This window comes from Gordonia araii NBRC 100433 (genome assembly GCF_000241265.1).
Classification (GTDB): Bacteria; Actinomycetota; Actinomycetes; order Mycobacteriales; family Mycobacteriaceae; genus Gordonia; species Gordonia araii.
Genome location: NZ_BAEE01000045.1, coordinates 19,879 through 45,839 on the forward strand (window position 1 = coordinate 19,879; position 25,961 = coordinate 45,839).

28 protein-coding genes are annotated in these 25,961 nt (G+C 68.6%); 10 read left to right on the forward strand and 18 right to left on the reverse strand.

The features are described 5' to 3' along the window. Positions 1 to 11: 11 nt before the first annotated feature. Both GOARA_RS07540 and GOARA_RS07545 read left to right on the forward strand, forming a co-directional pair. A complete protein-coding gene (locus tag GOARA_RS07540; protein WP_007321743.1) occupies positions 12 to 1,148 on the forward strand; it encodes an HAD family hydrolase in 1,137 nt (378 codons plus the stop codon). Positions 1,149 to 1,168: 20 nt separating this feature from the next. Continuing rightward, positions 1,169 to 1,648 (forward strand): hypothetical protein, encoded by a 480-nt coding sequence (locus tag GOARA_RS07545; RefSeq protein ID WP_007321744.1) that lies wholly within the window; start codon positions 1,169 to 1,171, stop codon positions 1,646 to 1,648. A gap of 21 nt (positions 1,649 to 1,669) precedes the next feature. On the opposite strand, the gene GOARA_RS07550 is transcribed toward GOARA_RS07545, so the two are convergent. The 9 genes from GOARA_RS07550 to GOARA_RS07585 form a co-directional block, all read right to left on the reverse strand. Next, the gene (locus tag GOARA_RS07550; RefSeq protein WP_007321745.1) at positions 1,670 to 2,800 is read right to left on the reverse strand and encodes a lysophospholipid acyltransferase family protein; all 1,131 of its coding nucleotides are present in this window, start codon (positions 2,798 to 2,800) and stop codon (positions 1,670 to 1,672) included. A 126-nt stretch (positions 2,801 to 2,926) separates the two neighbouring features. Further along, entirely contained in the window at positions 2,927 to 3,988 is a 1,062-nt protein-coding gene (locus tag GOARA_RS07555) for an NAD-dependent epimerase/dehydratase family protein (RefSeq protein ID WP_007321746.1), read from the reverse strand. A gap of 58 nt (positions 3,989 to 4,046) precedes the next feature. After that, positions 4,047 to 4,148 carry a 30S ribosomal protein bS22 gene (locus GOARA_RS19320; RefSeq protein WP_003402602.1) on the reverse strand — a complete coding sequence of 34 codons (102 nt, stop codon included), beginning with the start codon at positions 4,146 to 4,148 and terminating at the stop codon, positions 4,047 to 4,049. Positions 4,149 to 4,346: 198 nt separating this feature from the next. Further along, positions 4,347 to 4,571, reverse strand: coding sequence for a helix-turn-helix domain-containing protein (locus GOARA_RS07560; protein WP_007321747.1), 225 nt, complete (start codon positions 4,569 to 4,571; stop codon positions 4,347 to 4,349). Between the two features lie 201 nt (positions 4,572 to 4,772). Next, positions 4,773 to 5,630: a pyrroline-5-carboxylate reductase gene (gene proC, locus GOARA_RS07565; RefSeq protein ID WP_007321748.1), complete on the reverse strand. Its 858-nt coding sequence runs from the start codon at positions 5,628 to 5,630 to the stop codon at positions 4,773 to 4,775. 35 nt (positions 5,631 to 5,665) lie between these two features. Next, on the reverse strand, positions 5,666 to 6,580 hold the full coding sequence (locus tag GOARA_RS07570; protein WP_007321749.1) for a thioesterase family protein: 915 nt from the start codon (positions 6,578 to 6,580) through the stop codon (positions 5,666 to 5,668). Further along, on the reverse strand, positions 6,577 to 7,473 hold the full coding sequence (locus GOARA_RS07575; RefSeq protein WP_007321750.1) for a sugar phosphate isomerase/epimerase family protein: 897 nt from the start codon (positions 7,471 to 7,473) through the stop codon (positions 6,577 to 6,579). Before GOARA_RS07575 ends, GOARA_RS07570 begins: the two co-directional genes overlap by 4 nt. Beyond that, the gene (locus GOARA_RS18910; RefSeq protein WP_007321751.1) at positions 7,470 to 8,774 is read right to left on the reverse strand and encodes an Rv0497 family membrane protein; all 1,305 of its coding nucleotides are present in this window, start codon (positions 8,772 to 8,774) and stop codon (positions 7,470 to 7,472) included. The genes GOARA_RS07575 and GOARA_RS18910 overlap by 4 nt, the downstream gene beginning before the upstream one ends. An 11-nt stretch (positions 8,775 to 8,785) precedes the next feature. After that, the gene (locus GOARA_RS07585; protein ID WP_170265641.1) at positions 8,786 to 9,763 is read right to left on the reverse strand and encodes a Ppx/GppA family phosphatase; all 978 of its coding nucleotides are present in this window, start codon (positions 9,761 to 9,763) and stop codon (positions 8,786 to 8,788) included. Positions 9,764 to 9,852: 89 nt separating this feature from the next. Between GOARA_RS07585 and GOARA_RS07590 the strand changes: the two genes are divergently transcribed. The 3 genes from GOARA_RS07590 to GOARA_RS07600 all read left to right on the forward strand — a co-directional run bounded on the left by GOARA_RS07590 (position 9,853) and on the right by GOARA_RS07600 (position 13,137). Further along, a complete protein-coding gene (locus GOARA_RS07590) occupies positions 9,853 to 10,683 on the forward strand; it encodes a DUF3109 family protein (protein ID WP_007321753.1) in 831 nt (276 codons plus the stop codon). 163 nt (positions 10,684 to 10,846) lie between these two features. Next, a complete protein-coding gene (locus GOARA_RS07595) occupies positions 10,847 to 12,088 on the forward strand; it encodes an alpha/beta hydrolase (protein WP_007321754.1) in 1,242 nt (413 codons plus the stop codon). Between the two features lie 14 nt (positions 12,089 to 12,102). Further along, positions 12,103 to 13,137: an extracellular catalytic domain type 1 short-chain-length polyhydroxyalkanoate depolymerase gene (locus GOARA_RS07600; protein WP_007321755.1), complete on the forward strand. Its 1,035-nt coding sequence runs from the start codon at positions 12,103 to 12,105 to the stop codon at positions 13,135 to 13,137. Between the two features lie 24 nt (positions 13,138 to 13,161). Here the strand turns inward: GOARA_RS07600 and bla are convergent, their stop codons facing one another. From bla to GOARA_RS07640, 8 genes are all read right to left on the reverse strand, one after another. Further along, on the reverse strand, positions 13,162 to 14,034 hold the full coding sequence (gene bla, locus GOARA_RS07605; protein ID WP_007321756.1) for a class A beta-lactamase: 873 nt from the start codon (positions 14,032 to 14,034) through the stop codon (positions 13,162 to 13,164). Positions 14,035 to 14,043: 9 nt separating this feature from the next. Beyond that, positions 14,044 to 14,733 (reverse strand): winged helix-turn-helix domain-containing protein, encoded by a 690-nt coding sequence (locus GOARA_RS07610; protein ID WP_007321757.1) that lies wholly within the window; start codon positions 14,731 to 14,733, stop codon positions 14,044 to 14,046. Further along, complete coding sequence (locus tag GOARA_RS07615) at positions 14,730 to 16,049, reverse strand: sensor histidine kinase (RefSeq protein ID WP_007321758.1); 1,320 nt, start codon at positions 16,047 to 16,049, stop codon at positions 14,730 to 14,732. Before GOARA_RS07615 ends, GOARA_RS07610 begins: the two co-directional genes overlap by 4 nt. A 74-nt stretch (positions 16,050 to 16,123) precedes the next feature. Beyond that, complete coding sequence (locus tag GOARA_RS07620; protein ID WP_007321759.1) at positions 16,124 to 16,426, reverse strand: GNAT family N-acetyltransferase; 303 nt, start codon at positions 16,424 to 16,426, stop codon at positions 16,124 to 16,126. Positions 16,427 to 16,465: 39 nt separating this feature from the next. Continuing rightward, positions 16,466 to 17,209 carry a phosphoglyceromutase gene (locus tag GOARA_RS07625; RefSeq protein ID WP_007321760.1) on the reverse strand — a complete coding sequence of 248 codons (744 nt, stop codon included), beginning with the start codon at positions 17,207 to 17,209 and terminating at the stop codon, positions 16,466 to 16,468. Positions 17,210 to 17,233: 24 nt separating this feature from the next. Next, positions 17,234 to 17,848 (reverse strand): type III secretion system chaperone family protein, encoded by a 615-nt coding sequence (locus GOARA_RS07630; RefSeq protein WP_007321761.1) that lies wholly within the window; start codon positions 17,846 to 17,848, stop codon positions 17,234 to 17,236. Beyond that, complete coding sequence (mshA, locus tag GOARA_RS07635; protein ID WP_007321762.1) at positions 17,845 to 19,176, reverse strand: D-inositol-3-phosphate glycosyltransferase; 1,332 nt, start codon at positions 19,174 to 19,176, stop codon at positions 17,845 to 17,847. Before mshA ends, GOARA_RS07630 begins: the two co-directional genes overlap by 4 nt. A 112-nt stretch (positions 19,177 to 19,288) precedes the next feature. Further along, positions 19,289 to 20,581, reverse strand: coding sequence for a glycosyltransferase 87 family protein (locus tag GOARA_RS07640; protein ID WP_170265639.1), 1,293 nt, complete (start codon positions 20,579 to 20,581; stop codon positions 19,289 to 19,291). Between the two features lie 85 nt (positions 20,582 to 20,666). On the opposite strand from GOARA_RS07640, the gene GOARA_RS07645 reads away from it, so the two are divergent. The 5 genes from GOARA_RS07645 to GOARA_RS07665 all read left to right on the forward strand — a co-directional run bounded on the left by GOARA_RS07645 (position 20,667) and on the right by GOARA_RS07665 (position 25,243). Continuing rightward, positions 20,667 to 21,920, forward strand: coding sequence for a cytochrome P450 (locus GOARA_RS07645; RefSeq protein WP_040522192.1), 1,254 nt, complete (start codon positions 20,667 to 20,669; stop codon positions 21,918 to 21,920). Beyond that, entirely contained in the window at positions 21,917 to 22,483 is a 567-nt protein-coding gene (locus GOARA_RS07650; RefSeq protein ID WP_007321765.1) for a TetR/AcrR family transcriptional regulator, read from the forward strand. The genes GOARA_RS07645 and GOARA_RS07650 overlap by 4 nt, the downstream gene beginning before the upstream one ends. Positions 22,484 to 22,606: 123 nt before the next feature. After that, a complete protein-coding gene (locus GOARA_RS07655) occupies positions 22,607 to 23,626 on the forward strand; it encodes a metal ABC transporter solute-binding protein, Zn/Mn family (RefSeq protein ID WP_007321766.1) in 1,020 nt (339 codons plus the stop codon). Next, entirely contained in the window at positions 23,623 to 24,414 is a 792-nt protein-coding gene (locus tag GOARA_RS07660; RefSeq protein ID WP_007321767.1) for a metal ABC transporter ATP-binding protein, read from the forward strand. The genes GOARA_RS07655 and GOARA_RS07660 overlap by 4 nt, the downstream gene beginning before the upstream one ends. Continuing rightward, positions 24,407 to 25,243 (forward strand): metal ABC transporter permease, encoded by an 837-nt coding sequence (locus GOARA_RS07665; protein WP_007321768.1) that lies wholly within the window; start codon positions 24,407 to 24,409, stop codon positions 25,241 to 25,243. The genes GOARA_RS07660 and GOARA_RS07665 overlap by 8 nt, the downstream gene beginning before the upstream one ends. Here the strand turns inward: GOARA_RS07665 and GOARA_RS07670 are convergent. Then, complete coding sequence (locus GOARA_RS07670; protein WP_040522225.1) at positions 25,240 to 25,833, reverse strand: TIGR03086 family metal-binding protein; 594 nt, start codon at positions 25,831 to 25,833, stop codon at positions 25,240 to 25,242. The genes GOARA_RS07665 and GOARA_RS07670 overlap by 4 nt on opposite strands. Positions 25,834 to 25,961: the final 128 nt, after the last annotated feature.

The following is a 25,961-nucleotide window of genomic DNA, read 5'->3' on the forward strand; positions in this document are numbered from 1 at the left end:
GAGTGAGCGACGTGAGTGACGAGCCCAAGGGGCCGCAGGGCGATTTCCCCATTCGGGACCGTGACCTCGATCCCGAACCCGACCCCAACTACGACCCGGGCACGGACCCCGAGTACGAGCCGGATTCCGGCGACGCCGACGACGAGTCTGGCCGCCTGGGCGACGACGTGGTCGAGAACGCGGTCGTCGAAGTCATCGAGGAGCCCGACGGCGATACCGACGTCGAGTTCGACCGTCGCGTGCGCGAGTGGGTGTCCTCGGCAAGCGGCCGGTTCCGCCAAACGGCGGCGGAGTTGCGGCAGAACCTCGCGGGCGAGGCCGCGGCGAAGGCCGCGCTGGAATCGCTCGCCGCCCGCTCGACACCACCGCCCGACGGAGCGGATCTGACCGCCGCAGCGTTCTTCGACGTGGACAACACCCTCGTGCAGGGTGCCTCGATCGTGCATTTCGCCCGCGGCCTCGCCGCGCACAAGTACTTCTCCTACAGCGACGTGGCCAGTGCGCTGTGGGCGCAGATCAAGTTCCGGATCACGGGCAAGGAGAACGCCGACGACGTCGCCGAGGGACGAGACAAGGCACTGTCGTTCATCGCCGGACGCCCGACCGCCGAACTCGTCGAACTCGGCGAGCAGATCTTCGACGAGTACATCGCGGACAAGATCTGGCCGGGCACCCGCGCGCTGACCCAGCGCCACCTCGACGCCGGGCAGCAGGTGTGGCTGGTGACGGCCACCCCGGTCGAGCTGGCCCAGACGATCGCCAAGCGCCTGGGCCTGACCGGCGCCCTCGGCACCGTCGCGGAGAGCGAGGACGGGATCTTCACCGGGCGCCTCGTCGGCGACGTGCTGCACGGGCTCGGCAAGGCCCACGCGGTGCGCTCCCTGGCCATCCGCGAGGGCCTGAACCTGCAGCGCTGCACCGCGTACTCCGATTCCCACAACGACGTGCCCATGCTGTCGCTGGTGGGCACGGCCGTCGCCATCAATCCGGACTCGGATCTTCGCGAGGTCGCGAAGGTGCGCGGCTGGGAGAGCTACGACTTCCGCACCGCCCGCAAAGCCGCGAAGTACGGGGTGCCCACCGCGATCGCGGTGGGTGCGGTGACCGGCGGTGCGGCCGCGGTGCTCCGGCGGGGCCGGAAGGGCTGAGTCGACGGTAAAGTCCGGGAATGGCGAAGGACACCCCTCGCCTGGTCCTGGACGGCAACGCCGACGAGGTACGGCCTCAGGGGCTCTTCGTCCGCGTGGTCTGCTACTTCTTCGGCGCGCTAGCTATCGCCGGCGGCCCGGGACTCGTCATCGTGCTGGCCGTGGTCGGCGAACTCGGGTGGCCGGGGATTCTGGGCGGCGTGGCGCTCACGGCGACGATCGGCGTCAGCGGTGTCCTCGAAATCATGTCCGTCGCACGCAATCACCGCCGCAGCCTGCGGATCGCGAGAACGGGCCGCCCGGCGATCGCGCGCGTCACCGCCTCACGACCGCGCTCGCTCGGCGAGGAGGACGGTGTGGAACTCACTCTCGCGATCGAGGGCGACGACGTACCCGCCTTTGCGGCGACGCACCGCGAATTGGCCCGAAAGGCGCACGCGGTGGGCGAGGAGTTCCCGGTTCTCGTCGATCCGTCCGACGGCTTGTTTCGCGTCGTCTGACCTGGTGCGCCGGTGCGGCGATCAGCCGAGGTAGACGCCGCCGCGGCGGCTGAGCATCCGGAACAGCGTCTGCTGGATCTCCTCGCGGACGTGGTCGGTGAGATCGAAGACGACCAGCGGATCGTCGGCGGCCGACTCCTCGTAGCCGTCGGTGGCGATCGGCTTGCCGAAGTGGATGTGCCACTTGGAGGGCAGCGGGATCACCCCGAGCGGGCCCAGCAACGGGAACAGCGGCGTCACCGGGAAGTACGGCAGGCCGAGCAGTTTGGCGAGCGGCTTGATGTCGCCGATCATCGGGTAGATCTCCTCGGACCCGACGATGGACACCGGAACGATCGGCGCGCCCGTGCGAATCGCGGTCGTCACGAAGCCGCCGCGGCCGAAGCGCTGCAGTTTGTAGCGGTCCTTGTACGGCTTGCCGATGCCCTTGTAGCCCTCCGGCCACACCGCGGTCAGCTCGCCGGCCCGCAGCAATCGCTCGGCGTCGCTGTTGCACGCCAGCGTCGCACCGATCCGCCTGGCCAGTTCGCCGATGACCGGCGAGTCGAAGGCCATGTCGGCGGCCAGAACTCGCAGATGCCGGCCCGTCGGGTGGTTGTCGTGCACCGCCAACGACGTCATGACCGCGTCGATCGGAATCGCGCCGGCGTGGTTGGCGACGAGCAGCGCGCCGCCCTCGACCGGAAGATTCTCCACGCCGGAGACCTCCACGCGGAACCACTTGTCGTAGATCGGCCGGATCGTCGGGAACCACACCGAGTCGGTGAAGTGCTGATCGAAACCGAAGTCGTCGACGTCGTACTCGCCGGCGAGGCGTTCGCGCAGATACCCGGCGCTACTGGTGATCGCGTCGGCGACCTGCTCGCGCAACCCGCCGAGACTCAGCAGCGGGCTCGGCCGGGCCGGGCCGACGTGCTCGACTCCCAGCGTCTCGTTGTGGATTCGAGCGTCGTCGCTGATCGGAGTGACGTCGGCAGGCTTCTTCCCGAAGCCGTCGGTGTTCGGATGACCGGGTTGGTCCGCCTGTGACGGGTGGCGCTGTTTGCCCGCCTGGCGGCGCGCGGCCACATCGGGGGCCGGCTCCCCGCCCGGCGTCGAGTACAGCTGGATGACTTTGGCCGTGCGCGGATCGGAGGCGCGATGACCGGACATAGGATTCACCCCCAATGGCGCGATAGGTCGGTTGGATTCGGCGCGAAACGCCTGGGGTTCAGCTTACGGGCTCTGGGCGCCGCGCGTGAATGATGGAGATCACCATCGGCGCAATACCGACGCAGATCACAGCAGCTGGTGCGCGGTGGCGACGATGCGCTGCTCCAGATCGTGCCAGCGCTGCGGTCGGATCACCATGTCGGAGGCCCCGCGCTCGATGAAGTCGTCGACCGTCTCGCCGGTGGTGAACCGGGGTTCGAAGCCGAGTTCGGTACGCATTCTGGTGTTGTCCAAGACTCGACCGTAGGTCAAGAAATCCATCTGCGTTGACCGCAACCGCGCCGACCGCACGTCGGCGAACACGCCGGTGATCGGCGTGACCAGGCCCGACGGGACCGGCAGTTCTATCCGACCGGCTCGACGGATCGCCTGGGTCAGCGTGATCACGCCGTCGGCGGCGATGTTGAACGTGCCCGGACGCCCGGAGAGCGTGAGGTGTTCCAGCGCACCGAGCGCGTCTTCCTCGTGCAGGAATTGCAGCCTGGGCTGGTATCCGATCACGCTCGGCACGATGGGGGCGGACAGGTACGCACCCATGCGCGTCTGGATCCGGGGCCCCAGGATGGCCTGGTAGCGAGCGATGGTGACGTCGATATCGGGCCGGCGACGGGCCAAGCCGCGCGCGTAGCCCTCGATGTCGAGGAGGTCGCGACCGTAGCCGCTGGACGGCTCGCGCACCGCGCGGTCGCCCTCGCTGAAGAAGGCGGGATCCTTGCTGCTCGCCCCGTAGACCATGGCCGTGGAGCGCAGCACGAGTCGCTTCACCGACGGGCTGCGCTGACATGCCGCGCAGACCTGCATCGCAGCGACGACGTTGAATTCCTTGATGGCGGCCGAGTGCGCCGCCAGGTCCATGATCGACGTGGCGGCGTGGACGACGGTGTCGACCTCGTGGGCGGCGATCGTCTTGGCGATCGTCGGCCGGCGGATGTCGAGCCGAAGGAACTCGGCCCGCCCCATGCGGCGCAGCAGCGCCTTGCTCGGCACACGGGAGTCGACGGCGAGAACCTTCTCGACGTCGGGGTTGGCGGCCAGCCGTGCGACGAGGTGGCCGCCGAGGAACGTCGACGCGCCGGTGACGAGGACGACGCGCGGGGCGGCGGTCTTCTTACCGGTTTCCTCGGCCATGGCGGCTCCCCCTACGCGGACGTGCTCGGTGTCGGCAGCAGCTTACTTGCCGGACTTCTTACTTGCCGAGTTTGCGACGCTGCACCCGGGTGCGGCGAAGCAGCTTGCGGTGCTTCTTCTTCGACATGCGCTTGCGGCGCTTCTTGATGACAGAACCCATGAGGGAGCTTCCTAACGTTTTGGATATTCATCCGGGCCGACGAACGGCCGCGGCGGGAATGAGGTCACTTTACCGGGCGACGACGCGGGGGCACTAATCGCGTCGGCGGTGACGACATCCGGCGAATCACACGACGAGACCCCGGCCGAACCGATCGGCCGGGGATCCGACGTATGACGAACTAAGTGCTGGTGAGCGTCAGCCGACGTCGAAGTACGACGTCTCCAAGTAGTCGTGGACCGCCTTGGCGTGCACGCGGAACGAGCGTCCGACGCGAACGGCCGGCAGCTCACCGTTGTGAACCAGGCGGTAGACGGTCATCTTGGAAACGCGCATCAGCGCAGCGACCTCGGCGACGGTGAGGAACTGCGAACCAGCCGCATTGCCTCCGCTGCGGTCACCAGACATGTCTGCAGGTGCCATTGATACTCATACCTCTCACAGCACGAGTCGTGGCCGTTGGCTTCCCCTCCGACGGACATCTGACACGCACGTGCTGAAGGCAGCTTAGCGTGGCTGATGTGAAAATAGCGACGGGAGTTGCGGACAAGTACTGATTTGTTGCCTGAGCGTGCTCAAAACCGGCGAGTCACCTGGGACTTTGTCGCGACCGCTGCTATAAGGTCACTTTCTTCCGTCTCCACCGTTACCGGACGAACCCTCAAGTTCTGATCGACGGCTGAGCTGGGCGCTCCTGGCCGCGGCCGCCGCGGTCGCCTCGTACATCGCCGATCGCAGTCCCCCGCGCTCCAGCTCGCTGATCGCGGCGGCTGTAGTTCCGCCCGGCGACGTCACCGCGGCACGCAGGTCCGTCGAGGTCATCCCGGATTCGGTGAGCATCGCGCCGGCGCCGCGAATGGTCTGCTTGGCCATCTCGGCGGCCTGTGCGCGCGTCAAGCCCAGCGCGACGCCGGCGTCGATCATCGACTCGGCCAGCAGGAACACGTACGCCGGCCCGGAACCGGAGATCGCGGTGACCGCGTCCATCAGGTGCTCGGGCACGACCATCACCTTGCCGACCGCGGCGAGGAGGTCGCTGACCACCTTCACCTGTTCCTCGGTGGCGTAGCGCCCCGGCGACAGCGCGCTCATCGCCTCGTTGACCAGCAGCGGCATGTTGGGCATCACCCGGATGACCGGCGATCCGGCGGGGAGCGCGTTCTCGTACTTGGCGGCGGGCAGCCCGGCGACCAGGGTCACGGTGACCCGCTCGACGTCGTTGTTGTCCTCGACCTTGCCGAGCTCGGCCAGCACGCTGTCGACCGCATCGGGTTTCACCGCGATGACCACGACCTGCGCGTGCTCGGTCGCCGTGGGGATGTCGCTGACTAGCACCTTGTACTCGTCGGCCAGTTCGGCGGCGCGCTCGGCCGAGCGTTCCACGATCGCCAGATCCCGCGCCGGCTTGCCGGAGGAGAGCAGTCCGGCGAGCAGTGCCTCGCCGATTTTTCCTCCGCCGATGATCGCTACGCGCTCAGACATGCGGTTCTCCGTTCTTCGACAGAATCGTGATGGTTTCAGGTCACCCGGGTGGGTCCGTCGACGGTCTTGGCCGGGATGAGCGCGAGCTGACGCGACTGCCCGACGACCACGCCGGTCGAGTCAATCACAGTGTGGTCGGACTCGAACATTCCCTGACCGACCTCGATGCTGGAGTTCTCGAACCGCAGCCACGGCGCCGGGCCGTCCGCCGGCCCGGCCGCCGGGATCCGCCGCAGGTAGGTCGACAGCGTCACGGTGGGCGCCCATCCGAAGATTCCCAGGTTCATCACCACCGGCGGCGAGATGTCGCAGACCATGGTCACGAAAGGCAGATGCGCCGCACCCGCCTTCGGGCGCACCCAGCCGCGAATGACCGGTTCGCCTCCCGAACCCGGTTCCGCGGGTTGCGCGGGCGCGAACGTCGTCGGGTCGATCGCGAAGTCGAGGACCGGATGCATGTGTATCACCTCGGTCATCGGCGAACCGTCGAGGAAGAACGCGTCGGCGGGCGGGTCCGGCGGCAGGTCGCGCAGCGGAGTGTGGACCGATCGGTGTGGCTGGCCGTGGTCGAGCATGCCGAAGACCGCCGTCGTAGTGATCATGGTGCGCCCGTCCTGCACGACGTCGACGTCGACCACCGAGACCGTCCGGCCGCGCTTGACCAGCCGCGCGCGCAGTTCGATCTCGTCGGGCTTGGGGGCGCTCAGATAGGTGCTGGTCAGCGCGACCGGTACCGGCGCGGTTCCGGTCGCGCGGGCCAGCGGGGGCGCTGCCGAGTCGGTCCACTCGCAGAAGGCGGCGTGCGCCGCGTTGGCGACCAGCATCTGCGCGGTGCCCCCGTGCACCTTGGGGCCGATTGTGTAGACCGGGTCGATCGTCGACGTGTAGGTCACCGTCGAATCGTCACGGTCGATGACGGTGAGCGCGAGCGCGTCGTCCAGGGCCGTCACGGACGCCCCTCCCTGGTGGCGTGATCGAATCCGCCGGCATGGTCCGGCCGCCGCAGGTGCGTGCGCGCGAAGTCCAGCGAACGGGCCAGCATCGCCGCCCGCTCGGTCTTGCTGCGCGCGGCGCTCGTGGTGACCTCGAGAACCACCGCTCCGTCGAATTCGCTGGCGGCGATGCGGCGGCAGATCTCCCCGCACGGCTGGCTGCCGTCACCGGGGATCAGATGCTCGTCGTGGGCGGCCCCCGCGCCGTCGGTCAGGTGCAGGTGCCGCATCCCCGACGCCATGCGTTCGAACATCGCGAGTGCGTCCATGCCCGCGGTCGACGTGTGCGACAGGTCGAGCGTGTAGTTCGCATAGCCGTCGTCGGTCGGGTCGATCGACTTTCCGAACGCCGAAGCCGACAGGCCGGGATTGCCTCCGCGCGCTTCGAGCCGGCGCGCCGAGCGATCACCGGCTCCGAAGAATCGGTCGGCGCGCAGCGGGAACATGTTCTCCACGGCGACGGCGATCCCGCTGTCGGATTCGAGCTCGCCGACCAGATCCTCGAAGGCCGCCACGTAGCGGCGCTGCCACCGGAACGGCGGATGCACAACGACGGTCGATGCGCCCAGGGCGTCGGCCGCTTCCACCGAACGGGCCAGCTTCACGATCGGGTCGCGCCCCCAAACCCGCTGCGAGATGACCAGGCACGGCGCGTGGATGGACAGGATGGGCATCTGATAGGTGTGCGACAGCGCCTCGATGCGCCCGACGTCCTGACTGACCGGATCGCCCCACACCATGACCTCGACGCCGTCGTAGCCCAGATCGGCCGCATAGCGGAAAGCCGCTTCGATGTTCTGCGGGTAGACCGACGCCGTGGACAGTCCGACCGGGACCTCCTCCAGGATCACGAGGTGGCCAGCAGGATGAGGGGTCCGAGGGTGATGATCAGCCCGACGCCGAGCGCCAGCAGCGTGGTGCTCAGGTCATGGCGGCGGCGGACCAGATGCACGAGGGTGACGATGCCGAAGATGACCACGGCCGACAGCACCAGCGCGAAATAGACGTTCCAGCGCCAGAGCTGAACGAAGCCCCAGAATCCGGCGGCGCCGACGAGTAGGCCGGCCAGCGCCTGGCCGATCACGATCACCCACTGCATCGTCGGCGAGTGCCTGGAGGCCAGTGGCTCCTCGTCGACGATCGCGGTGTCGGACTCCTGCTGTCTGTCCTGCCTATGCTGTCTGGTCTGCTTGCGGGGCTTCGGCGTCTCCTCCTGCGTGACGTCCTCCGAGCGGTGGGTGCGCCGCGTGACCGACGGAACGATGGCCGGACCGTCGTCGTCCTTCTCGGCCTCGCGGGTCGAATGCGCGGAACGGGAAGCGCCACCGTTCTGCGGCGCGACGAATCGCCCGGTGAACGGGTCGACGAGGGGCTGGCTGACCACCGGAATCTCGTCCTCGTAGAGATCGTCGGCGGCGACGGGCGCCAGCATCTCGGTCTCCCCGGCCAGTGCCGTCGGCCCCGACGGGACACCGGTCTCGACCACCTCGACGACCTCGGTGTCGTATTCCTGCGCGGACGCCGCGCGGACCGCGCGAGTGTCGACCTCCTCGACGGCCGGTTCCGGGGCACGCGCAGCGGTCGTCGCGCCACTCTCGGTCGCGCTTTCCCGTCGCTGCGCCCTGGCGCGGTCGCCCTTGCCGTGCGCGGTCGCGTCGCGCTTACCCTTGTCGCGCTTGCGGCCGAACAGGCCGCGTTTGCGCTCCTGCGGCTCTTCTTCGACGATGTCGTCGAAGTTGCGGTAGGACTCGAAGTCGACGTCGTCGTCGGAACGCAGGAACGAGCCGGTGGCCGGGTCCGACTGCTCGGGTTGAGGGGCCGGTTCGGCCGAAGCCGATTTCGCGACCGCGGGTTCGACCGTCGGGATGACACCGGTGACCCGGTTCGCCTCGTCGTCGACCTGGGGCTGCGCGGGCGATGCCGCCGGCTGCACCGGGGTGTACGCGGGCATGCCGCTAGCCGTCCGCGATATGCTCGCGGCGGCGGTATCGGCTTGGGGCCGGGCGGCCCGCTGAGGCACCGGGTTGGCCGAGCGCGGGAAGGCTACCCGCGGAATTTCACCGGTCTCTTCCGTTGCAGCGGCCTCCTCGCGCCTGCGCGCCAGCAACTCGGACACGGGGATCGGCCGCGACTCCGGATCATCCTTAGCCATGCGCTACGTCCTCACTGGTCGTTGTCTGGGCTGGTCGTTCCCAGGATAGGGAGTTCGTCGTCGAAAGCGTCGGAGTCCAGGCGGCGCAGGATGACGCCTTCCCGCAACGCCCACGGACAGATATCGAGTGTATCGAGATTGAGCGCGCGCATTGCGGCCTCGGCGACCAGCGCGCCGGCGACCAGTTGACCGGCGCGCTCGGCGTTGACGCCTTCCAGGTCGGCACGGTCGGCGCGGGTCATCCGGGAGATGAACGCGATCAACTGGCGCAGGCCGCTCGCGGTGAGCTGTCGCTTGACTCGCGGCCCAGCGCTCGACGGCGCAGCGCCGGTGAGTCTGGCCAGACTGCGGAACGTCTTCGACGAGCCGACGGCGAGGTCGGCCTTCCCCGGTGCGCTCAGCTGCGCCGCCACCGGTTTCAGTTCGGCGTCGAGCCAATCGCGCAGCACGCCGATACGGCGACGGTCCGGCGGGTCGCCGGGCAGCCAGTCGCGGGTGAGCCGCCCCGCACCGAGAGGGACCGACAGCGCAACATCCGGCTCCTCGTCGACGCCGTTCGACATCTCCAGCGAGCCGCCGCCGATGTCGAGGGCGACGATCCGGCCGGCGCTCCAGCCGTACCAGCGCCGGACGGCCAGCGACGTCAGGCGGGCCTCGTCGCGCCCGCTGAGCACGCCGATGGCCACGCCGGTCTTCTCGTGCACGTCGGCGAGGACGTCGTCGCTGTTGGTGGCGTCGCGGACCGCGGAGGTGGCGAAGGCCATCACCTGCTCGCAGCCCGACGTGCGGGCAATGCGCGTGAAATCGTCGACCGCCTCGATCAAGTCCTTGGCGGCGTCGTCGGCCAGCCGGCCGTCGCTGTCGATCCGCTCGGCCAGGCGCAGCAACGATTTCGTCGAACTCATCGGCGTCGGGTGCCCGCCGCGGTGGGCGTCGACCACCAACAGGTGCACCGTATTGCTGCCGATGTCGAGTACTCCAAGTCGCACGTCTAACAACGGTAGTGCGTCAAGGCCCAGCATTCCGAGTTGCCTCGCGCGTGTCCGCGTCGCGGCGGTGATCGGAACGGAGGATTAGGTTGGACGCTGTGCAGCCCGAAGTAGACCTGGATTTCCCGCGCGAGTGGTATGAATTCGCCGATCCGGACAATCCCGAGCACTGGATCAGAGCCGATCTGACCTGGCTGTGCTCGCATTGGACCTGCGTATTCGGCACCCCCGCGTGCGCCGGGATCATCGAGGGGCGGCCGAACGACGGATGCTGCACCCACGGTGCTTACCTGTCCGACGCCGACGACCGGGAACGGCTGGAGCACGGAGTCGCGCTACTCGAGGCCGGCGACTGGCAGTTCGCCGACATCGGAGGCGGCGGAACCGACCCCCTCGGGCCCGACGGTTACCTGGTGGAAGTCGATTCCGACGACGAGGAACCCGCGCTCAAGACCCGCGTGCACGACGGCGCGTGCGTATTCCTCAACCGCCCCGGCTTCGACCGCGGGCCGGGGTGCGCGCTGCACGCGATGGCGCTGCGCAAGGGAATCGAACCCCTGGAGGTCAAACCCGACGTGTGCTGGCAGCTGCCGGTGCGCCGCACCCAAGAGTGGGAGGAACGCCCCGACGGGACGCAGATCCTCGTCGACACCATCACCGAGTACGACCGGCGCGGCTGGGGCGAGGGCGGCCACGATCTCGCCTGGTACTGCTCGGGTTCCCCCGACGCCCACGTCGGCGCCAAGCAGGTCTGGGAGTCCTACGCCCCGGAGTTGACCGAGCTGATCGGCGCATCCGCGTACGCCGAACTCGCCGCGGTGTGCCGCCAGCGCGCCGGGCTCGGTCTACTGGCCATACACCCCGCGACCGCCGCAGCGGTGTCGCGGCGCGACACCGACATCAAGTACGAAATCCTCTGACCTGGACGAATCGGCTCACGTGGCAGGTGCGCGCGGTCTACGATCCGACCAATGCGGCGGCGAGGAGGGGGCTGACCGAACTCGCCGGATTGGTACCAGACGTATCCGCCAGTACACGCGAGAGTGGATCTCGCACGTCGGATCCGGGGGAAGGACGTTGGTGGTGGGTGGTTTGTTGCGACGAGCGGCGACGTTGGCGATATGCACGCTGATCGCGGGGTCGGCGGTGCTGTTCGGGGGGATCGCCGATGCGCGGGCCCAGGGCCGCCTGACCGAGATCACCATCCCGGCCCTCCCCGGGCAGATTCCCCGACAATGGCTGGGTTCGGTACTCAACGCCAAGCACGCACCGCCCTACCCGGGACCGCCGCGGGCCAAGGTGCTGCTGCCCAGCGGATACATGCCTTCGAAGAAGTATCCGCTGCTGATCTTGCTGGCCGGCGCCAGCAGCGACTACCGGACGTGGTCCAAATCCGAACTGGGCCGGATCAGGACCACCGCGGCCGGGTTTCCCGGCATCATCGTGATGCCGGAAGGCGGTACCGGCTTCTACACCGACTGGTGGAACGGCGGCAGACGAAACACGCCCTCGTGGGAGAGCTACTACCTCGACGTGGTCATCCCGACGATCCTCAAGCGCTACCCGATCCGCGAAGAGCGACGGTGGCATGCGATTGCCGGAGTCTCGATGGGCGGCCTCGGTGCGGCCTACCTGGGTGGCCGCCTACCGGAGTTCTTCGGATCGATCGCGACGATCTCCGGCGTCACCGACCTCGACGTGTTCCCGGGGTTCTCGAATGCGGCCGGATTGGTCTCCCAGGTCAACGCCCGGCAACCGTTCGATCTGACGGCGGTCTACGGCCCGTTCGGCGGCTACTACGCACACGGCCACAATCCAGTGCGTCTCGCCAGGAATCTGCAGCACACGCGCGTCTACACGGCCACCGGCGACGGCACGCCGACTGGCGACGGGGAGCCCAATGACAACAACGTCGTCAGCGACTTCTCGGCGGAAGTCGCCCTTGTGCGTCCCGCCTTCGAGTCCTACCGCGCCGCGCTGCGCAAGGCAGGAGTCAGGGTGACCAGCCGGGCCCATGCCGGGATTCACGACTTTCCCAACTTCCGGCGCCAGCTTCGCGACGCCATCGCTTGGAATCTATTCGCCCCGGTGCCCCAAGCCCCGGCGACGTGGACGAATGACACCGTCGCGAAGCGTGGCCAGCTGTGGGGATTCCGCTATCGTTTCGACGCTCATCCGAACCGGGTCGTCCGATTCCACCGGAGCGGCAACACGCTTCATGTCTCCGCCGCCGGCACTCCGGTGACTATCACCGACGCCCAGGGCTGCCGTCTCCGGTCCTCGACACCAGCTGCGATCGACACGAGGCGGATCGCCTGTCGATGAGGTACCGCGTCCACATGAGAACCGTCCTCAAGAACCTGAGCTTGGGAATCGTATTCGCGCTCGGTGTCCTCGCTCCATCCGCCGTCGCCGACGGCGAGCCCGCCGACCGCACCGGCACCATCGCACGCGGTGGAGACGGCGACGCGCCGGGCCGACATCAATACCTCGTATACACACCGCGTTCGGTCTCCCAGGCCTCACGCGGGACTGTCCCGCTCGTCGTCGTGGTCCACGGCTGCCAGACGACCGCCCGCCAACAGATGGCCGCCACGCGCTACAACGACATCGCCGACCGCGAGGGTTTCGTCGTCCTCTACCCGGATGTCGATCAGTCGAGCAGGGCACTGCCCGGACCGCTGCACAACTGCTGGCGATTCTTCGACTCGGACAGCTGGCACCGAGGACGGGGTGAGGCCGGTGCCATCGCACGCATGACCCGCGAGGTGCTGCGACGACCGGGCATCGACCCTCGACGGGTCTACCTCGCCGGGATGTCCGCGGGAGGATTCATGACGTCGGCCCTGGCCGCGACGGATCCTGATCTCTACGCCGCGGTCGCGATCGCGTCGGCCGGGGCCTATGCCGATCCCGGATGCCTATCGGTGAATCCGGCGACCAGGCCGGTCGACGAACTCGCCCGCCTCGCGTACATCGAGATGGGCCACCGTGCACGAATCGTCCCCAGACTGGTGATCGGCGGCGATCGCGACGACGGGATACCGTCCCGCTGCCACGAGAAAGCACTCCGGCAGGGCTTGCTGACCAACGACCTGGTCGCGCGCCGTTTCGGTTCGCCGCCCATGCCGACGGTTGCCTCTGCCGTCCGGCACCACCGCGCACCTCACGGATATCGATCCACGGTACGCGACTACCGATACGGCGATTGTCTCGTCGCCCAGCGATGGACCGTTCACGGAATGGGGCACTACTGGTCGGGCGGATCTCCCGATCCCCGATGGTCGCGCTGGACCGATCCGAAGGGGCCCGATGCCGCCGAGATCTCGTGGCAGTTCTTCAACACGCGGACGAGGACTTGCCGCACACGATGATCGGTTCCGCGCAGGATCGCCGGTTCAGCGCAGGGCACCGACGACGAGGCCGGCCACCTCGCCGATGAGGGGCCGGAACCCCTCGGCGTCGGGGTCGTCGGCGGCGGAGCGGATCATCACCGCGAGCAGTATTCGCCCACCGCCGGGCGAGTACGCGATGCCGACGTCGTTGGTACTGCCGTAGTCTCCCGCACCGGTCTTGTCCGCGCTGGTCCATCCGTCGGGCAGTCCGGCGCGCATCGACGAGGTCTGATTGCCCCGCATCCAGTCGTCGAGCCTTTCGCGGCTCGCCGGACTGAGTGCATCGCCGGCCAGCAGTGCGCGATAGCCGCCGGCCAGCGCGGATGGCGTCGACGTGTCGCGAGGGTCGCCGGGAACAGCGGCGTTCAGCGCGGTTTCCCACCGGTCGAGCCTGGTGCGGCCGTCACCGATGCTGCGCGCGAATGCCGTGACCCCCTGCGGCCCGTCGATCGCCCGCAGCAATAGGTTGCCCGCGGTGTTGTCGCTCTGCTGCAGCGCCGCCTCGCACAACTGCGACACGGTCATCGTCGACGACGCGTGGCGCTGCGTCACCGGTGAGTTCTCGACGATCTCGGCCGCGTCGACGAAGACCCCGGTGTCCAGGGACAACGTGCCCCGCTCGACCAGCTGCAGCACTCGCGCGGCCGCGTACGTCTTGAACGTCGAACACATCGCGAACGACTCGTCGGCGCGGTGCGCCACCGTCCGCTCCGAGCCCAGATCAGCGGCGAAGACCCCGATCCGCGCGTTGTGCCGCCGCTCAAGAGCGGCGATGCGTCCGGTCGTGGATTCACCACGGAGAGCCAGCGGCACGGTGATTCCCGCGGCGACGGCGAGAGCGCCGACCAGTACCGCGCGACGATTCAGCTCCGGCACGAAAGCTCGCTACGCCTCAAGCTTGTAGCCGAGACCGCGCACGGTGAGCAGATAGGTCGGCGACGACGGGTCCGGTTCGATCTTCGACCGCAGCCGCTTGACGTGGACGTCGAGGGTCTTCGTGTCGCCGACGTAGTCGGCCCCCCACACGCGGTCGATCAGCTGGCCGCGGGTCAGCACGCGCCCGGCGTTGCGCATGAGGAACTCCAGCAGATCGAACTCCTTGAGCGGCAACGTGATCGACTCGCCGTTGACGGTCACGGTGTGCCGGTCGACGTCCATCCGTACCGGACCCGCTTCCAGCACGCCGTCGATGAGTTCGTCGTCGACGCCGGTGTCCACACCGCGACGCAGCACCGCGCGGATGCGCGCGATGAGCTCACGCGCCGAATACGGCTTCGTCACGTAGTCGTCCGCACCGAGTTCCAGTCCGACGACCTTGTCGATCTCGCTGTCGCGGGCGGTCACCATGATGACCGGTACCGACGACTTGGCGCGCAGCGCCTTGCACACCTCGGTGCCCGACATGCCGGGCAACATCAGGTCGAGCAGGACGATGTCGGGGTGGACGCGGTCGAAGGCGGTGAGGGCCGAAGCGCCGTCGTTGATGACGCTGGCCTCGAAGCCCTCCTTGCGCAGCAGGAACGCCAGCGGGTCGGCGAGCGATTCTTCGTCTTCGACGATGAGAACGTGGGTCACGAGACTTCCTCTTCTGTCCGATGAAATTCTGGGCTGGTGTGTCGGGACGCGGCCCGGTCGGCATCCGCGTCGTGGGTGTGCATGTCGTCGTCGGGCACGTCCATTCCCTGCGGAATCGCCAGGGTGAACGTGGAGCCGGTGCCCGGGCGACTCCACACGGAGATCGATCCGGAGTGGTTGGCGGCGACGTGTTTAACGATCGCCAGCCCCAGGCCGGTGCCACCGGTGAGGCGCGAGCGCGCCTTGTCGACCCGGAAGAAGCGTTCGAACACGCGCTCCTGGTCGGCCGGGGCGATGCCGATGCCACGGTCGGTCACCGCCACCGCCACCATCGGGCGTCCGTCCTCGTCCTCGGGGTCGATTACCCGGCGGCTGACCGAGACCACGGTCCCCGCCGGCGAATAGGCGATCGCGTTCGACAGCAGGTTGTTGAGCGCGGTCAGCAGCAGCGGCCGGTCCCCGTCGACGTAGAGACCGGACGGTTCGTCGCTGGTCAGGGTGATGTGGGCGGCCTCGGCCGGGATCTGGGCAACGGTCAGCGCCTCGTCGATCAACGCGTCGACGTCCACGGGTTCGAGGTCGGCGGTCTCGCCGCCCTGCAGCCGGGACAGCGCGATCAACTCGGTGACGAGATTGCCCATCCGCTTGCTCTCCGAGACGACTCGCGATCCGAAATGGCGCACCGACTCGGGGTCGTCGACCGATTCCAGCATCGCCTCGGCGAGGAGCCCGATAGCGCCGACGGGGGTCTTGAGTTCGTGGCTGACGTTGGCGACGAAGTCGCGCCGCGTCGCCTCGACGCGCACGTTCTCCGTGTCGTCGTCGCCGTAGATGAGCACGAACCGCAAACCGTTGCGCTCGACGTAGCGCGCCAGGCAGCGGACCGAGAGAACCGGGTGAACGGCGCTGGCCCTCGCCGTCGCGAGGAATCCCGCCGTCGTGAGCGGCGGGACGAACTCGAAACGCTGATCCTCGCCGGTGGCCAGCACCTGCTCGGCGTGCTCGGCGATCTCGGGGCGGAGCGCGTTGTCGGCGACCAGTCCGAGCTTCACGGCAGCCTCGTTGAACAACGACGGATCGCCGCTCTCCTCGACGACGATCACGCCGTGCTCCGAACTGCGGACGATCATGCGGAGGATGTCGCTGCGGTCCTGCGGGGTGAGACCGTCAGGCTGCGGAGGAGCCGACGGCAGGACGGACAGCGGCGTGATCGGTTCGTCGAACCGGAAGACCGGCTGACCGAAGATGAGCCGACCGATGGCGACGCCGCAAACGAGCGCAGAGGCGATCGCCGCGACGATCAAAGCAACGGTCACACCACAAGCCTACGACGCACGGGTGAGGAAAACCCAGCCCGACCGGTGATATTCGGCCCCCGTTTACTCAGCGTTCAGGAGCGTTCACGCACGAGGTCGGCGTACTCCGGATGCTTGGCGAGGTAGCTCTGGACGTAGCTGCACACCGGCACGATCTTCTTGCCGTTGGCCCGGGCGTCGTCGAGCACCGCCTTGGCCAACTGGCCGGCGAAGCCCCGTCCGGCGAACTGCTCGTGCACCACCGTGTGAGTGAGCACGAGGGTGTCGGGCTCGGTCATGTAGTCGATATAGCCGACCGACTTCTCTGTGCCCTCGTCATCCAAGAACGCCTCATAGCGCTCCCGGGCCGGTCGGTGGTCGACGCGAAGCTCAGCCATGCCGCCAGCCTAGCGCGAGCGCGTCCCGCCCCGCCAGGCTTACTTCTGGCCCTGCGCGGCCACGGCCGCGGCACCTGCGGCGGCCGCCTCGGGGTCGAGGTAGACACCCTTGCCGGTGACGTTTCCGGCCTCGTCGAAGTCGTAGCGCAGCGGGTTGCCGGTAGGAATGTTGAGCTCGGCGATATCGGCGTCGGAGATCTGCTCGAGGTGCTTCACCAGGGCGCGCAGCGAATTTCCGTGTGCGGCGATCAGCACCGTCTTGCCCGCGCGCAACTCCGCGACGATGGTCTCCTCGTAGTACGGGATCAACCGGGTCACGACGTCTTTCAGGCACTCGGTCAGCGGCACCTGGTCGAGGTCGGCGTAGCGCGGATCGCCGGTCTGGCTGTATTCCGAATCCGGGTCGATCGGCGGCGGCGGGGTGTCGTAGCTGCGGCGCCACAGCATGAACTGCTCGTCGCCGTACTTCGCCTTGGTCTCCGCCTTGTTCAGACCCTGCAGCGCGCCGTAGTGGCGCTCGTTGAGACGCCAGTCGCGCACGACCGGAATCCAGTGGCGGTCGGCGGTGTCCAGCGCGATCTGCGCGGTGATGATCGCGCGGCGCAGCAGCGACGTGTACAGCACGTCGGGCAGCAGGTCGTGCTCCACGAGAAGCTCGCCCGCGCGGACCGCCTCGGCCTGCCCCTTGTCGGTGAGGGCGACGTCGACCCAGCCGGTGAACTGGTTGGAGGCGTTCCATTCGCTCTCGCCGTGGCGCATCAGGATCAGGGTGCCGTTGCTCATGGGAGCAAGTTTCTCACAGCCCGATCAGGCGGGCGGATCGGGCGGTTCCCCTTGCCCCGGTGCTGTGGCCTCGTCGACGCGACGCGCGGGCCGGTACTGCTCGGGCAGCGGTTCGCCCGGCTCCGGCAGCGACTCCTTGTCGATGAGGTGCTCGAAGGCGAGCAGATTGTGCAGGGGCTCGCGTCGTGACACGCGCCAGGCCCATTCGCGCCGGATCGATGTCGCGAAACCGAGTTCGAGCAGCACGTTGAAGTCGCCGTCGGCGGCCTCCAGGATCTGGCCGAGCACCCGGTCCAGCTCGTCGGGGGTCAACGCGTCGGCGCTGATCTGGCCGACCAGGTAGACGTCGCCGATGTTGTCGACGGTGTAGGAGACGCCGTACAGGCGGCGATTGCGCTGCAGCAGGTACTTGTAGACGCCCTCGTGGTTCTCGTCGGCGTGACGGCAGACGAACGCCTCGACGCGGGCGCCATGACCGGTCGCGGTGAGCAGCACCGTGGTCTTGAGCTTCTTCTCGCCGGGAAGTTCCAGGATCACGTGCTCGCCGTCGGGGCCGCCCGACGATTTGCGGGTGTAGTCGATGTCGCGCTCGGTCAGCGCTTTCTCCAGCGACGCGAGGTTCGACGCGGCATTGCTCACAACGTCGCCTCCTGCCGACCGCGGCGGCGCCAGCGTTTCGGCCGGCGGCTCTCGTGTCCGGTGCCGCGGCCCCGGCGCTTCGACTCCAGCGCCCGCGCGTACGAGGCCAGCAGGCCATCGGCGGCACGGTCCCAGGAGAACTGTTCGGCGTGTTCGCGAGCAGCATGGCCCATCGCCCGCAGCCGGTCGCGATCGGCGAGCAGCTTCTCCAGCGAGTTGCTCCAGTCCGACACGCGATGCCCGTCGACGAGAACGCCGGTGCGGCCATCGGCGACGGCGACGCTCAGGCCGCCGACATCGGCGGCCAGCACCGGTGTGCCGCAGGCCTGTGCCTCGATGGCGACCAGCCCGAAGCTCTCCGAATAGCTGGGTACCGCGACCACATCGGCCGCCCGGTAGACGTCGGCGAGACGCTGCGCGGGCTGCGGCGGAAAGAAGGTGACGTTCTCGGCGATGCCGAGTTCGGCGGCGAGGTCGGCCAGCGCGGTCGGGTGCTCGCGCCCGGTCCCCGACGGTCCGCCGACGACGAGGACGCGCACCGGCGTCCTGCCTTCGCCGCGGGCGGCTTCGATCAGCGGCTGCGCTGCGCGCAGCAGGACGTCGGGGGCCTTGAGCGGCTGGATGCGGCCGATGAAGGCGATGATCGTCTCGTCGGGATCCAGCCCCAGCTCCGACCGTGCCGCGGCACGCGAGCCCGGGGTGAAGCAGTCCAGATCCGCGCCGGGGGCGACGATGTCGATCTTGGCGGGATCGGCGCCGTACATCGATTCGAGTTCACCGGCCTCGGTCGCGGTATTCGCGACGAGCCGGTCGGCGACGTCGACGACCTGCTGCTCGCCGATGATCCGCAGTCTGGGCTCCTCGGTGTCACCATCGGCCAGCGAGGCGTTCTTCACGGCGGCCAGCGTGTGTGCGGTGTGAACGAGCGGGACTCCCCATCGGTTGGCGGCCAGCCACCCCACCTGCCCGGAAAGCCAGTAGTGCGAGTGCACGAGGTCATAGTAGCCGCTGGCGTGACCCGCCTCGACGCTGAGCACGCCGGCGGAGAAGCCGCACAGCTGCGCGGGCAGGTCGTCCTTGTCGAGCCCCTCGAACGGTCCAGCCTGAACGTGCCGCACCAAGACCCCGGGCGCGGCGGCGACCACGGGCTCGTCGGAGGAGGATGTCGCCCGGGTGAAGATCTCGACCTGGACTCCTCGGCGGGCGAGGCGCAGCGCGGTCTGCCACACGTACACGTTCAGACCGCCCGCATCACCGGTGCCGGGTTGCGCGAGCGGGGAGGTGTGCACCGAGATCACCGCAATGCGACGGGGCAGCGCTGAAGGCATGACTCCACCATAGCCCCGCCGACCGTGCCCACATTCCCGCCGACCGTGCCCAGAATCCCGCCGACCGTGCCCAGATTCCCGCCGACCGTGCCCAGAATCTCGCCGACCGTGCCTAGGGTTTCGTCTCGACCAGGCCGCCCGCGCGCAGAATCCGGTCCCGCATGCTGGCCCATCGAAGCGTGGCCACCACACTGACCGCGAAGATCGTGAGATTGACCGCCGTCCCGAGCAGGGCCACCCAAGGACGGTCCGAATGCCAGAACAGGCGGTAGCTGCCGAACCGCCACACGAGTCGCCCTCCGTACGTTTCCTGGACCTGCCAGGCCCAGGTCGCGGTGACCAGCGCCGCGGGGGCGATCCACCAGAGCCAGGTCACGGGCCTTTCCCGATCCGCCGAGCGTGCGGCGTGCACCAGCGCGATCAGTATCAGGGGGACGAACCAGACCCAATGATGGCCCCAGCTGAACGGCGAGACCGCGCACGACGCCATGCCGGCGATCGTGATGGACAGCATCGTCGCGCCAGCGCGGTGCGCTCGCCGTACGGTGTACAGCGCCACGACCGCCACCGCGGCGGCGACCACGAGCCACAGCCAGGACGGCGCCCGCCACAGGCCCACCGCGTCGAGTCGGGCGAGCAATCCGGCGACCGACTGGTTCTGCGGAGCGGCGGCCGGCCCGATTCGCTCCTGGTCGTCGGCGAAGTGAACCCAGTACTCGACCGCCTGTCGCCGCAGTACGAGCAGCCCGACGGCGACGGTCGCGAGAAACACGGCGACGGCGGTGCGCGCCGCGCGCCACTGCCCGGTGACGATCAAGTAGGCGATGAAGAAGACCGGGGTCAGTTTGATCCCCGCGGCCAGCCCGATCCCCACGCCGCGCCATCGGCCGGTCGGCAGGGTGAGGCATCCGACGATCAGCACGGCCAGGACCAGGTTGACCTGTCCGTTCCCGATGGTGGTGCGCGCCGGTTCGATGCCGAGGAATGCGACGGTGGCGGCCGTCGCGGTGAGCCAGAATCGTCGATCCGACCGGAATCCCAGGGCGCGCAACGTGAGGCAGACCAGCACGAACAGGAGAACGATGTTCACCGCCGACATCAGACGGGCGCCCTGAAACTGGCTGACCAGGCCCAGCGGCGCCAACACGAGCACCGCGAACGGCGGGTAGGTGAAGTACCACCTGCCGCGGTAGACCGGATCGTCGTAGACCGCGCGGCCTTCGACCAGCGCGCGGACCGCGCTGCGATAGACCTTGGCGTCGACGCCGTTGGAGAACAACCCGTAGCCCTCGGGCACGACCCACACGATCCAGGCCAGCGTCGCCACGGCCGCCGCGCACACGACCGCGACCACGGCCGCCGGAATCGTCGGCTTGGCTCGACCATGAGTCGGCTGCCCACCCACGCGGCGAGGGTACACCCGGAACCAGGCGGTTCAGCCGGAGCGACGCGTGATTGACACTCTGTTCAAAGTGTCTTATTTTCAGAACATGTCAGCAGTTCTGTCACAGAGTGTTCCGCAGTACGAGTTGCGGTCGGGAGACACGTGGCGCGACCCGTTCGGCATGTACGACGAACTGCGCACCCACGATCCGGTCCACCGTGTGACCACCGGCGGCGCGGGCACCGACCCCGGCGAGTACTGGGTGCTGACGCGACATGCCGATGTGTGGGCGGCCGCCAACGACGCGACAACGTTCTCCTCGGCACAGGGACTCACCGTGACCTACGGCGAGCTCGAAGCGATCGGGATGGCTGACAACCCGCCATTGGTCATGCAGGATCCGCCCGTCCACACGCAGTTCCGCAAACTCGTGGCACGCGGATTCACCCCGAAACAGGTCATCGACGTCGAACCCCGCGTTCGCGCCTTCGTCGCCGAGCGCCTCGACGAGATCGAGGAGGCCGACGCGCCGGTCGACATCGTCGGCAAGTTGTTCAAACCGCTGCCGTCGATGGTCGTCGCCCACTATCTCGGTGTGCCGGAAAGCGATTGGCCCAGATTCGACGGATGGACGCAGGCGATCGTCGGCGCACTGGTCGATCAAACGGGCGCGGAGACCGGCGCCGGTGCGGCGACGGCCGAGATGCTGGGCTATTTCAGCGACCTGATCGACCACCGCAGGCGCCACCCGGGCGACGACACGGTGTCGGCGCTCGTCGACGCCGGCCGCGCCGACGACCCCCAGGGGCTCCTGGCGGTCCTGGCCTTCACGTTCACCATGGTCGCCGGCGGCAACGACACGACGACCGGATTGCTCGGCGGCAGTGTCGAGCTGCTCGCCGCTCACCCCGATCAGCGCCAGTCGCTGATCGACGACCCGGGGAAGATCGCGCCGGCGGTCGAGGAACTGCTCCGGCTGACCTCCCCGGTGCAGGGCTTGGCGCGCACCACGACCCGCGACGTCGAGTTTCCGGACACCCCGCGCGGCGCCCGCACGATCCCAGCGGGACGCAAGGTGCTGCTCTGCTACGGCGCGGCCAATCGCGATCCCGCGAGGTTCGGCCCCGACGCCGCGCACCTCGACGTGGCGCGGCAGCCACGATCGATTCTCACCTTCAGTCACGGCAACCATCACTGCCTCGGCGCGGCCGCCGCCAGAATGCAGGCACGCGTCGCGCTCACCGAACTGCTGGCGCGCTTCCCGCGGTTCGACGTCGACTCGGCGGGCATCCGCTGGGCGCCGGGGAACTACGTCCGCCGACCCGAGTACGTGCCGTTCCACGCCGGGCGGCGACGATGACGGCCACCGCTTCCGACTGGCAGACCGAGCGCACCGACGCGGCCGCGCAGCGCATCCTCGACGTCGCCGAGAAGCTGTACGCCACCGACGGCGTCGACGGTGTCACGATGCGCGCGCTGGCCACCGCGGTGGGCTGCTCGCGCGCGACGCTCTACCGCTACTACCCCAGTCGTGAAGCCGTGCAGGCCGCCTTCGTCGAGCGCTCGGCCGGGCGCATCGCCAAGCAGGTGGCCACCACCGCCCGCGTCGGCAATCCGGGCGAGCAGCTCATCGCGGCGGTGACGACCGTGCTGAGGCTGGTTCGCGAGAACCGCGCGTTCGCGAACTGGTTCCACCCCGATGGCGTGGCGACCGCCGCGCAGCTCGCCGTCGTCTCCCCCGCGATCGAGAGGGTCGCTCGCGAGTTCCTGTCGTCGCTGCATCCCGGTTCCGACACCGATCCCACCGACCGGGCGCGCTGGCTGGTGCGCATCATGCTGTCGCTGCTCAGCACGCCCGGCGCGTCGCCCGACGACGAGGCGCGCATGCTCGCCTCGTTCGTCGTCCCGGTCGTCGTCGGCTGAGGTCCGACGGCCACGACGAACCCGGACTTGCACTCAGTACATGTCTACGCGCTATGCTTTCGGAAACCATTTTCATTAGTGGCCGGCCAGTCACGCTCGCCGGTCCACCGAAACGAGGTAACCGTGCGCCATCCCCGCCGTGTCGTCGCCGCCACCGCGGCCTCCGGGCTCGCTCTCGTCGCTGTCCTCTCGGGTTGCTCGGGTTCCGGCGATTCGACCGTGACGAGGCCATACGTCGTCACCTCGACCAACGTTTGGGGCTCGGTCGCCGAGGCGGTCGTCGGCGACCATGGAACGGTCAAGTCCCTCTACACCTCGCCCGACGGTGACCCGCACGAGTTCACGCCGTCCGCCGCCGATTCCGCATCGGTCGCCGACGCCGACATCGTGCTGATCAACGGCGGTCACTACGACGAGTACCTGTCGAAGGCGAAGAAGTCCGACTCCGCCACCGTGATCGACGCGTCGGAACTCCTCGGCATCAAAGACGACGACCACGCCGGCCACGCCCACGGGGACGAAGGCCACGAGGACGGAGACCATGAAGGCGGAGATCACGGTCACGAGGCCCACGGCGACGACCACGGCCACGAAGGGCACGCGCATGACGACGGTTCGCCGAACGAGCACGTCTTCTACAACCTGACGGCCGTGCGAAAGTCGGCCGACGCGCTCGCCAACGCGCTGGCCAAGCGCGCCCCGGACCACGCGGCGGACTACCGTCGCAACGCCACCGACTTCGGCAAGCAGCTCGACGGCCTCCAGGGCAAGCTCAACGCCATCTCCGCCAAGCACAAGGGCACCAAGGTCGCGCAGACCGAGCCGCTGGCCGGCTACCTGATCGAGGCCGCGGGCCTGGTCGACGCCTCGCCGCGCGCGTTCATCATGGCGGTGGAGAACGGCCAGTCGCCGTCGGCCGCCGACCGCGCCAAGCTCGACGATCTGCTGACGTCGCGCATCGCGAAAGCGCTCATCTACAACACCCAGTCCGCCGACGCGGTCACCGCGGCGGTGCGCACCACCGCCGAGCGCTCGGGCGTCCCTTTGGTCACCCTCACCGAGTCGCTGCCCGCCGGTGTCACGACCTACGTTCAGTGGCAGGGCGCCCAGATCGACGCCCTTGCCGCCGCGCTCGACAAGTGACAGCCGAAGGGACGGTCGCCGAGCTGACCGGGGTCGGGCTCACGCTGGGCGACCGCGTCCTCTGGCGCGATCTGACGCTCTCGATTCATCGCGGCGAGTTCATCGCCGTGCTCGGCCCCAATGGTTCAGGCAAGACCTCGCTGTTGCGGCTGCTGCTGCGACAGTTGCCCGCGACTGCGGGCACCGTCGACGTCACGGGGGTCGTCGGCTATGTGCCGCAGCAACACTCCGACGATGCCGATCCGCTGGCGGTCCGCGGCCGGGATCTCGTGGGATTCGGCGTCGACGGCACAGCATGGGGCGTCGGCTGGCGCGGACGGCGGCACCGGCGGCAGCTCGTCGACGCCGCGTTGACACAGGTGGATGCGGCGGGGTTCGCCGACCGGCCGTTCGGCCTGCTGTCCGGCGGTGAACAGCAACGGCTCCGGGTCGCGCAGGCTCTCACTCGCGACCCAGCCCTGCTGCTCTGCGACGAACCGCTCACCAGCCTCGATCCCGGCAGCGGTCAGCGCATCCTGGAACTGCTCGACCAGCGGCGGCGTTCCGCGGGCACGGCGCTGATGTTCGTCACCCACGAGATCAATCCGGTGCTGCCCTACGTCGACCGGGTGCTCTATCTGGCCGGCGGCCGCTTCGCGATCGGCACTCCGGGCGAAGTGATGACCACCGAGGTGCTGTCAGCCCTGTACGGAAGTCGCGTCGACGTCGTGCGGGTCGGCGACCGCCTCATCGTTCTCGGCGCCGAGGACGGCCACCACTGCGAAGACGAGACGGTGCGCGGTGGGTGACTTCTTCGATCTGGCGCTGACGTGGGATCTTCTCAACCGCGACTTCGTCCAGCACGCCGTCATCGCTTTGGCGCTGCTCGGGCTCCTCGGCGGACTGCTTTCGCCGCTGATCGTCGCGCGGCAGATGTCGTTTGCCGTCCACGGTGTCAGCGAGCTGTCGGTGACGGGAGCGGCCGCCGCGCTGCTCGCCGGTGTCAGCGTGAACGTGGGCGGCGTCGTCGGCGCCGTCGTGGCCGCGCTGACCTTCGGTGTCCTCGGAAACCGCGCGCGCGAACGCGACTCGGTGATCGGTGTCGTCGTGGCGTTCGGCCTGGGCTTGGGCGTGTTGTTCCTCGCGCTGTACAAGGACACGTCCAAAGGCTTCGCGATGCTCACCGGCCAGGTCGTGAGCGTCGGGGTCGGCGGACTCACCGCCATCGCTGTGACGACGGTGGTCGTGATCGCGGTTCTCGCGGTGATCTACCGCCCGCTGCTGTTCTCCTCGGTCGATCCCCGCGTCGCGCTTGCTGGCGGCGTGCCTACCCGCACGTTGTCGGTCGTGTTCGCCGTTCTCATGGGACTCGCCTGCGCGCAGGGCGTGCAGATCATCGGCGCCCTGCTGGTGATGTCGCTGCTCATCACGCCCGGCGCCGCCGCGATGCGTCTGTCGTCGAACCCGACCGTCGTCACCGGTCTGGCCATCCTCTTCGCCCAGATCGCCGCCATCGGCGGCCTGGTGCTCTCACTCGCGCCCGGGCTACCGGTTTCGGTGTTCGTCACGACGATCTCGTTCGTGATCTACCTGATTTGCCGGTTCGTCGCAAACAGCCGCGACCGCACCCGCGCCTAGCCAGCCGGACCCGTCCAACGCGGATCCCGCCCGGTGAACGCGATCAGCACGTCGGTCGCGGTGGCATCGCTCGGTGCCTGCACCGCCGGTCCGAAGACACCCGGCCGACGCGCGACCTCGTCCGGGATGTATTGGAACATGCCGTTGATAAAGGCGATCACGCCGTCGGGAATCGTCACCGGCCGGCCGGTCGCCGTTCCCAGATCCCAGCCGTGCAGGTACAGGTCGGCCGCGGGAAAGGCCAAGCCGTCCCGGATCGTGCGCCGGCCCATCGGGCTCTCCACCTCGAGATCGAGGTCGACGCCTTCCGCCAGGGTCTCCCGCGCCGACGTCGCCTGTTGGACCCACCAGAACGCCGGATCGCCGTCGACCGCTTTCGACGGCGGATCGAAGTTGTCCGGCCCGACGGCCTCTCCTCGCAAGATGCGCGCACCGAGCCGAGTCGTCTCCCCGACGTGCCCGAGCACGTCGAGAGCGGTCCACCCGTCGCACGGCGCCGGGCGCTCCCACGCCCCGCCCGGGACCGCCTGAACGATCTCCTCGAAGAAATCCAGGCCATCCTTGTAGATGTCGAGCACGGTGTCTGTCATGACTCTCCCTCCGTCCGAACCCAGTATGTCCGCGAGGTCCGACATCCCGACGACTCTTCAGGTGATCTCGATACACTCGCGTCGCTGCGCTCCTCGATACACTCGCTCACCCAAGTAGAGCCGTCGCC

Bases quoted from the DNA above. Each gene is read 5' to 3' on its own strand.
- GOARA_RS07670 (WP_040522225.1), bottom strand. From the start codon at position 25,833: ATGACAGACACCGTGCTCGACATCTACAAGGATGGCCTGGATTTCTTC.
- GOARA_RS07600 (WP_007321755.1), top strand. From the start codon at position 12,103: ATGAGAACCGTCCTCAAGAACCTGAGCTTGGGAATCGTATTCGCGCTC.
- GOARA_RS07620 (WP_007321759.1), bottom strand. From the start codon at position 16,426: ATGGCTGAGCTTCGCGTCGACCACCGACCGGCCCGGGAGCGCTATGAG.
- GOARA_RS19320 (WP_003402602.1), bottom strand. From the start codon at position 4,148: ATGGGTTCTGTCATCAAGAAGCGCCGCAAGCGCATGTCGAAGAAGAAG.
- GOARA_RS07645 (WP_040522192.1), top strand. From the start codon at position 20,667: ATGTCAGCAGTTCTGTCACAGAGTGTTCCGCAGTACGAGTTGCGGTCG.
- GOARA_RS07560 (WP_007321747.1), bottom strand. From the start codon at position 4,571: ATGGCACCTGCAGACATGTCTGGTGACCGCAGCGGAGGCAATGCGGCT.
- GOARA_RS07650 (WP_007321765.1), top strand. From the start codon at position 21,917: ATGACGGCCACCGCTTCCGACTGGCAGACCGAGCGCACCGACGCGGCC.
- mshA (WP_007321762.1), bottom strand. From the start codon at position 19,176: ATGCCTTCAGCGCTGCCCCGTCGCATTGCGGTGATCTCGGTGCACACC.
- GOARA_RS07545 (WP_007321744.1), top strand. From the start codon at position 1,169: ATGGCGAAGGACACCCCTCGCCTGGTCCTGGACGGCAACGCCGACGAG.
- GOARA_RS18910 (WP_007321751.1), bottom strand. From the start codon at position 8,774: ATGGCTAAGGATGATCCGGAGTCGCGGCCGATCCCCGTGTCCGAGTTG.
- proC (WP_007321748.1), bottom strand. From the start codon at position 5,630: ATGTCTGAGCGCGTAGCGATCATCGGCGGAGGAAAAATCGGCGAGGCA.
- GOARA_RS07555 (WP_007321746.1), bottom strand. From the start codon at position 3,988: ATGGCCGAGGAAACCGGTAAGAAGACCGCCGCCCCGCGCGTCGTCCTC.
- GOARA_RS07625 (WP_007321760.1), bottom strand. From the start codon at position 17,209: ATGAGCAACGGCACCCTGATCCTGATGCGCCACGGCGAGAGCGAATGG.
- GOARA_RS07550 (WP_007321745.1), bottom strand. From the start codon at position 2,800: ATGTCCGGTCATCGCGCCTCCGATCCGCGCACGGCCAAAGTCATCCAG.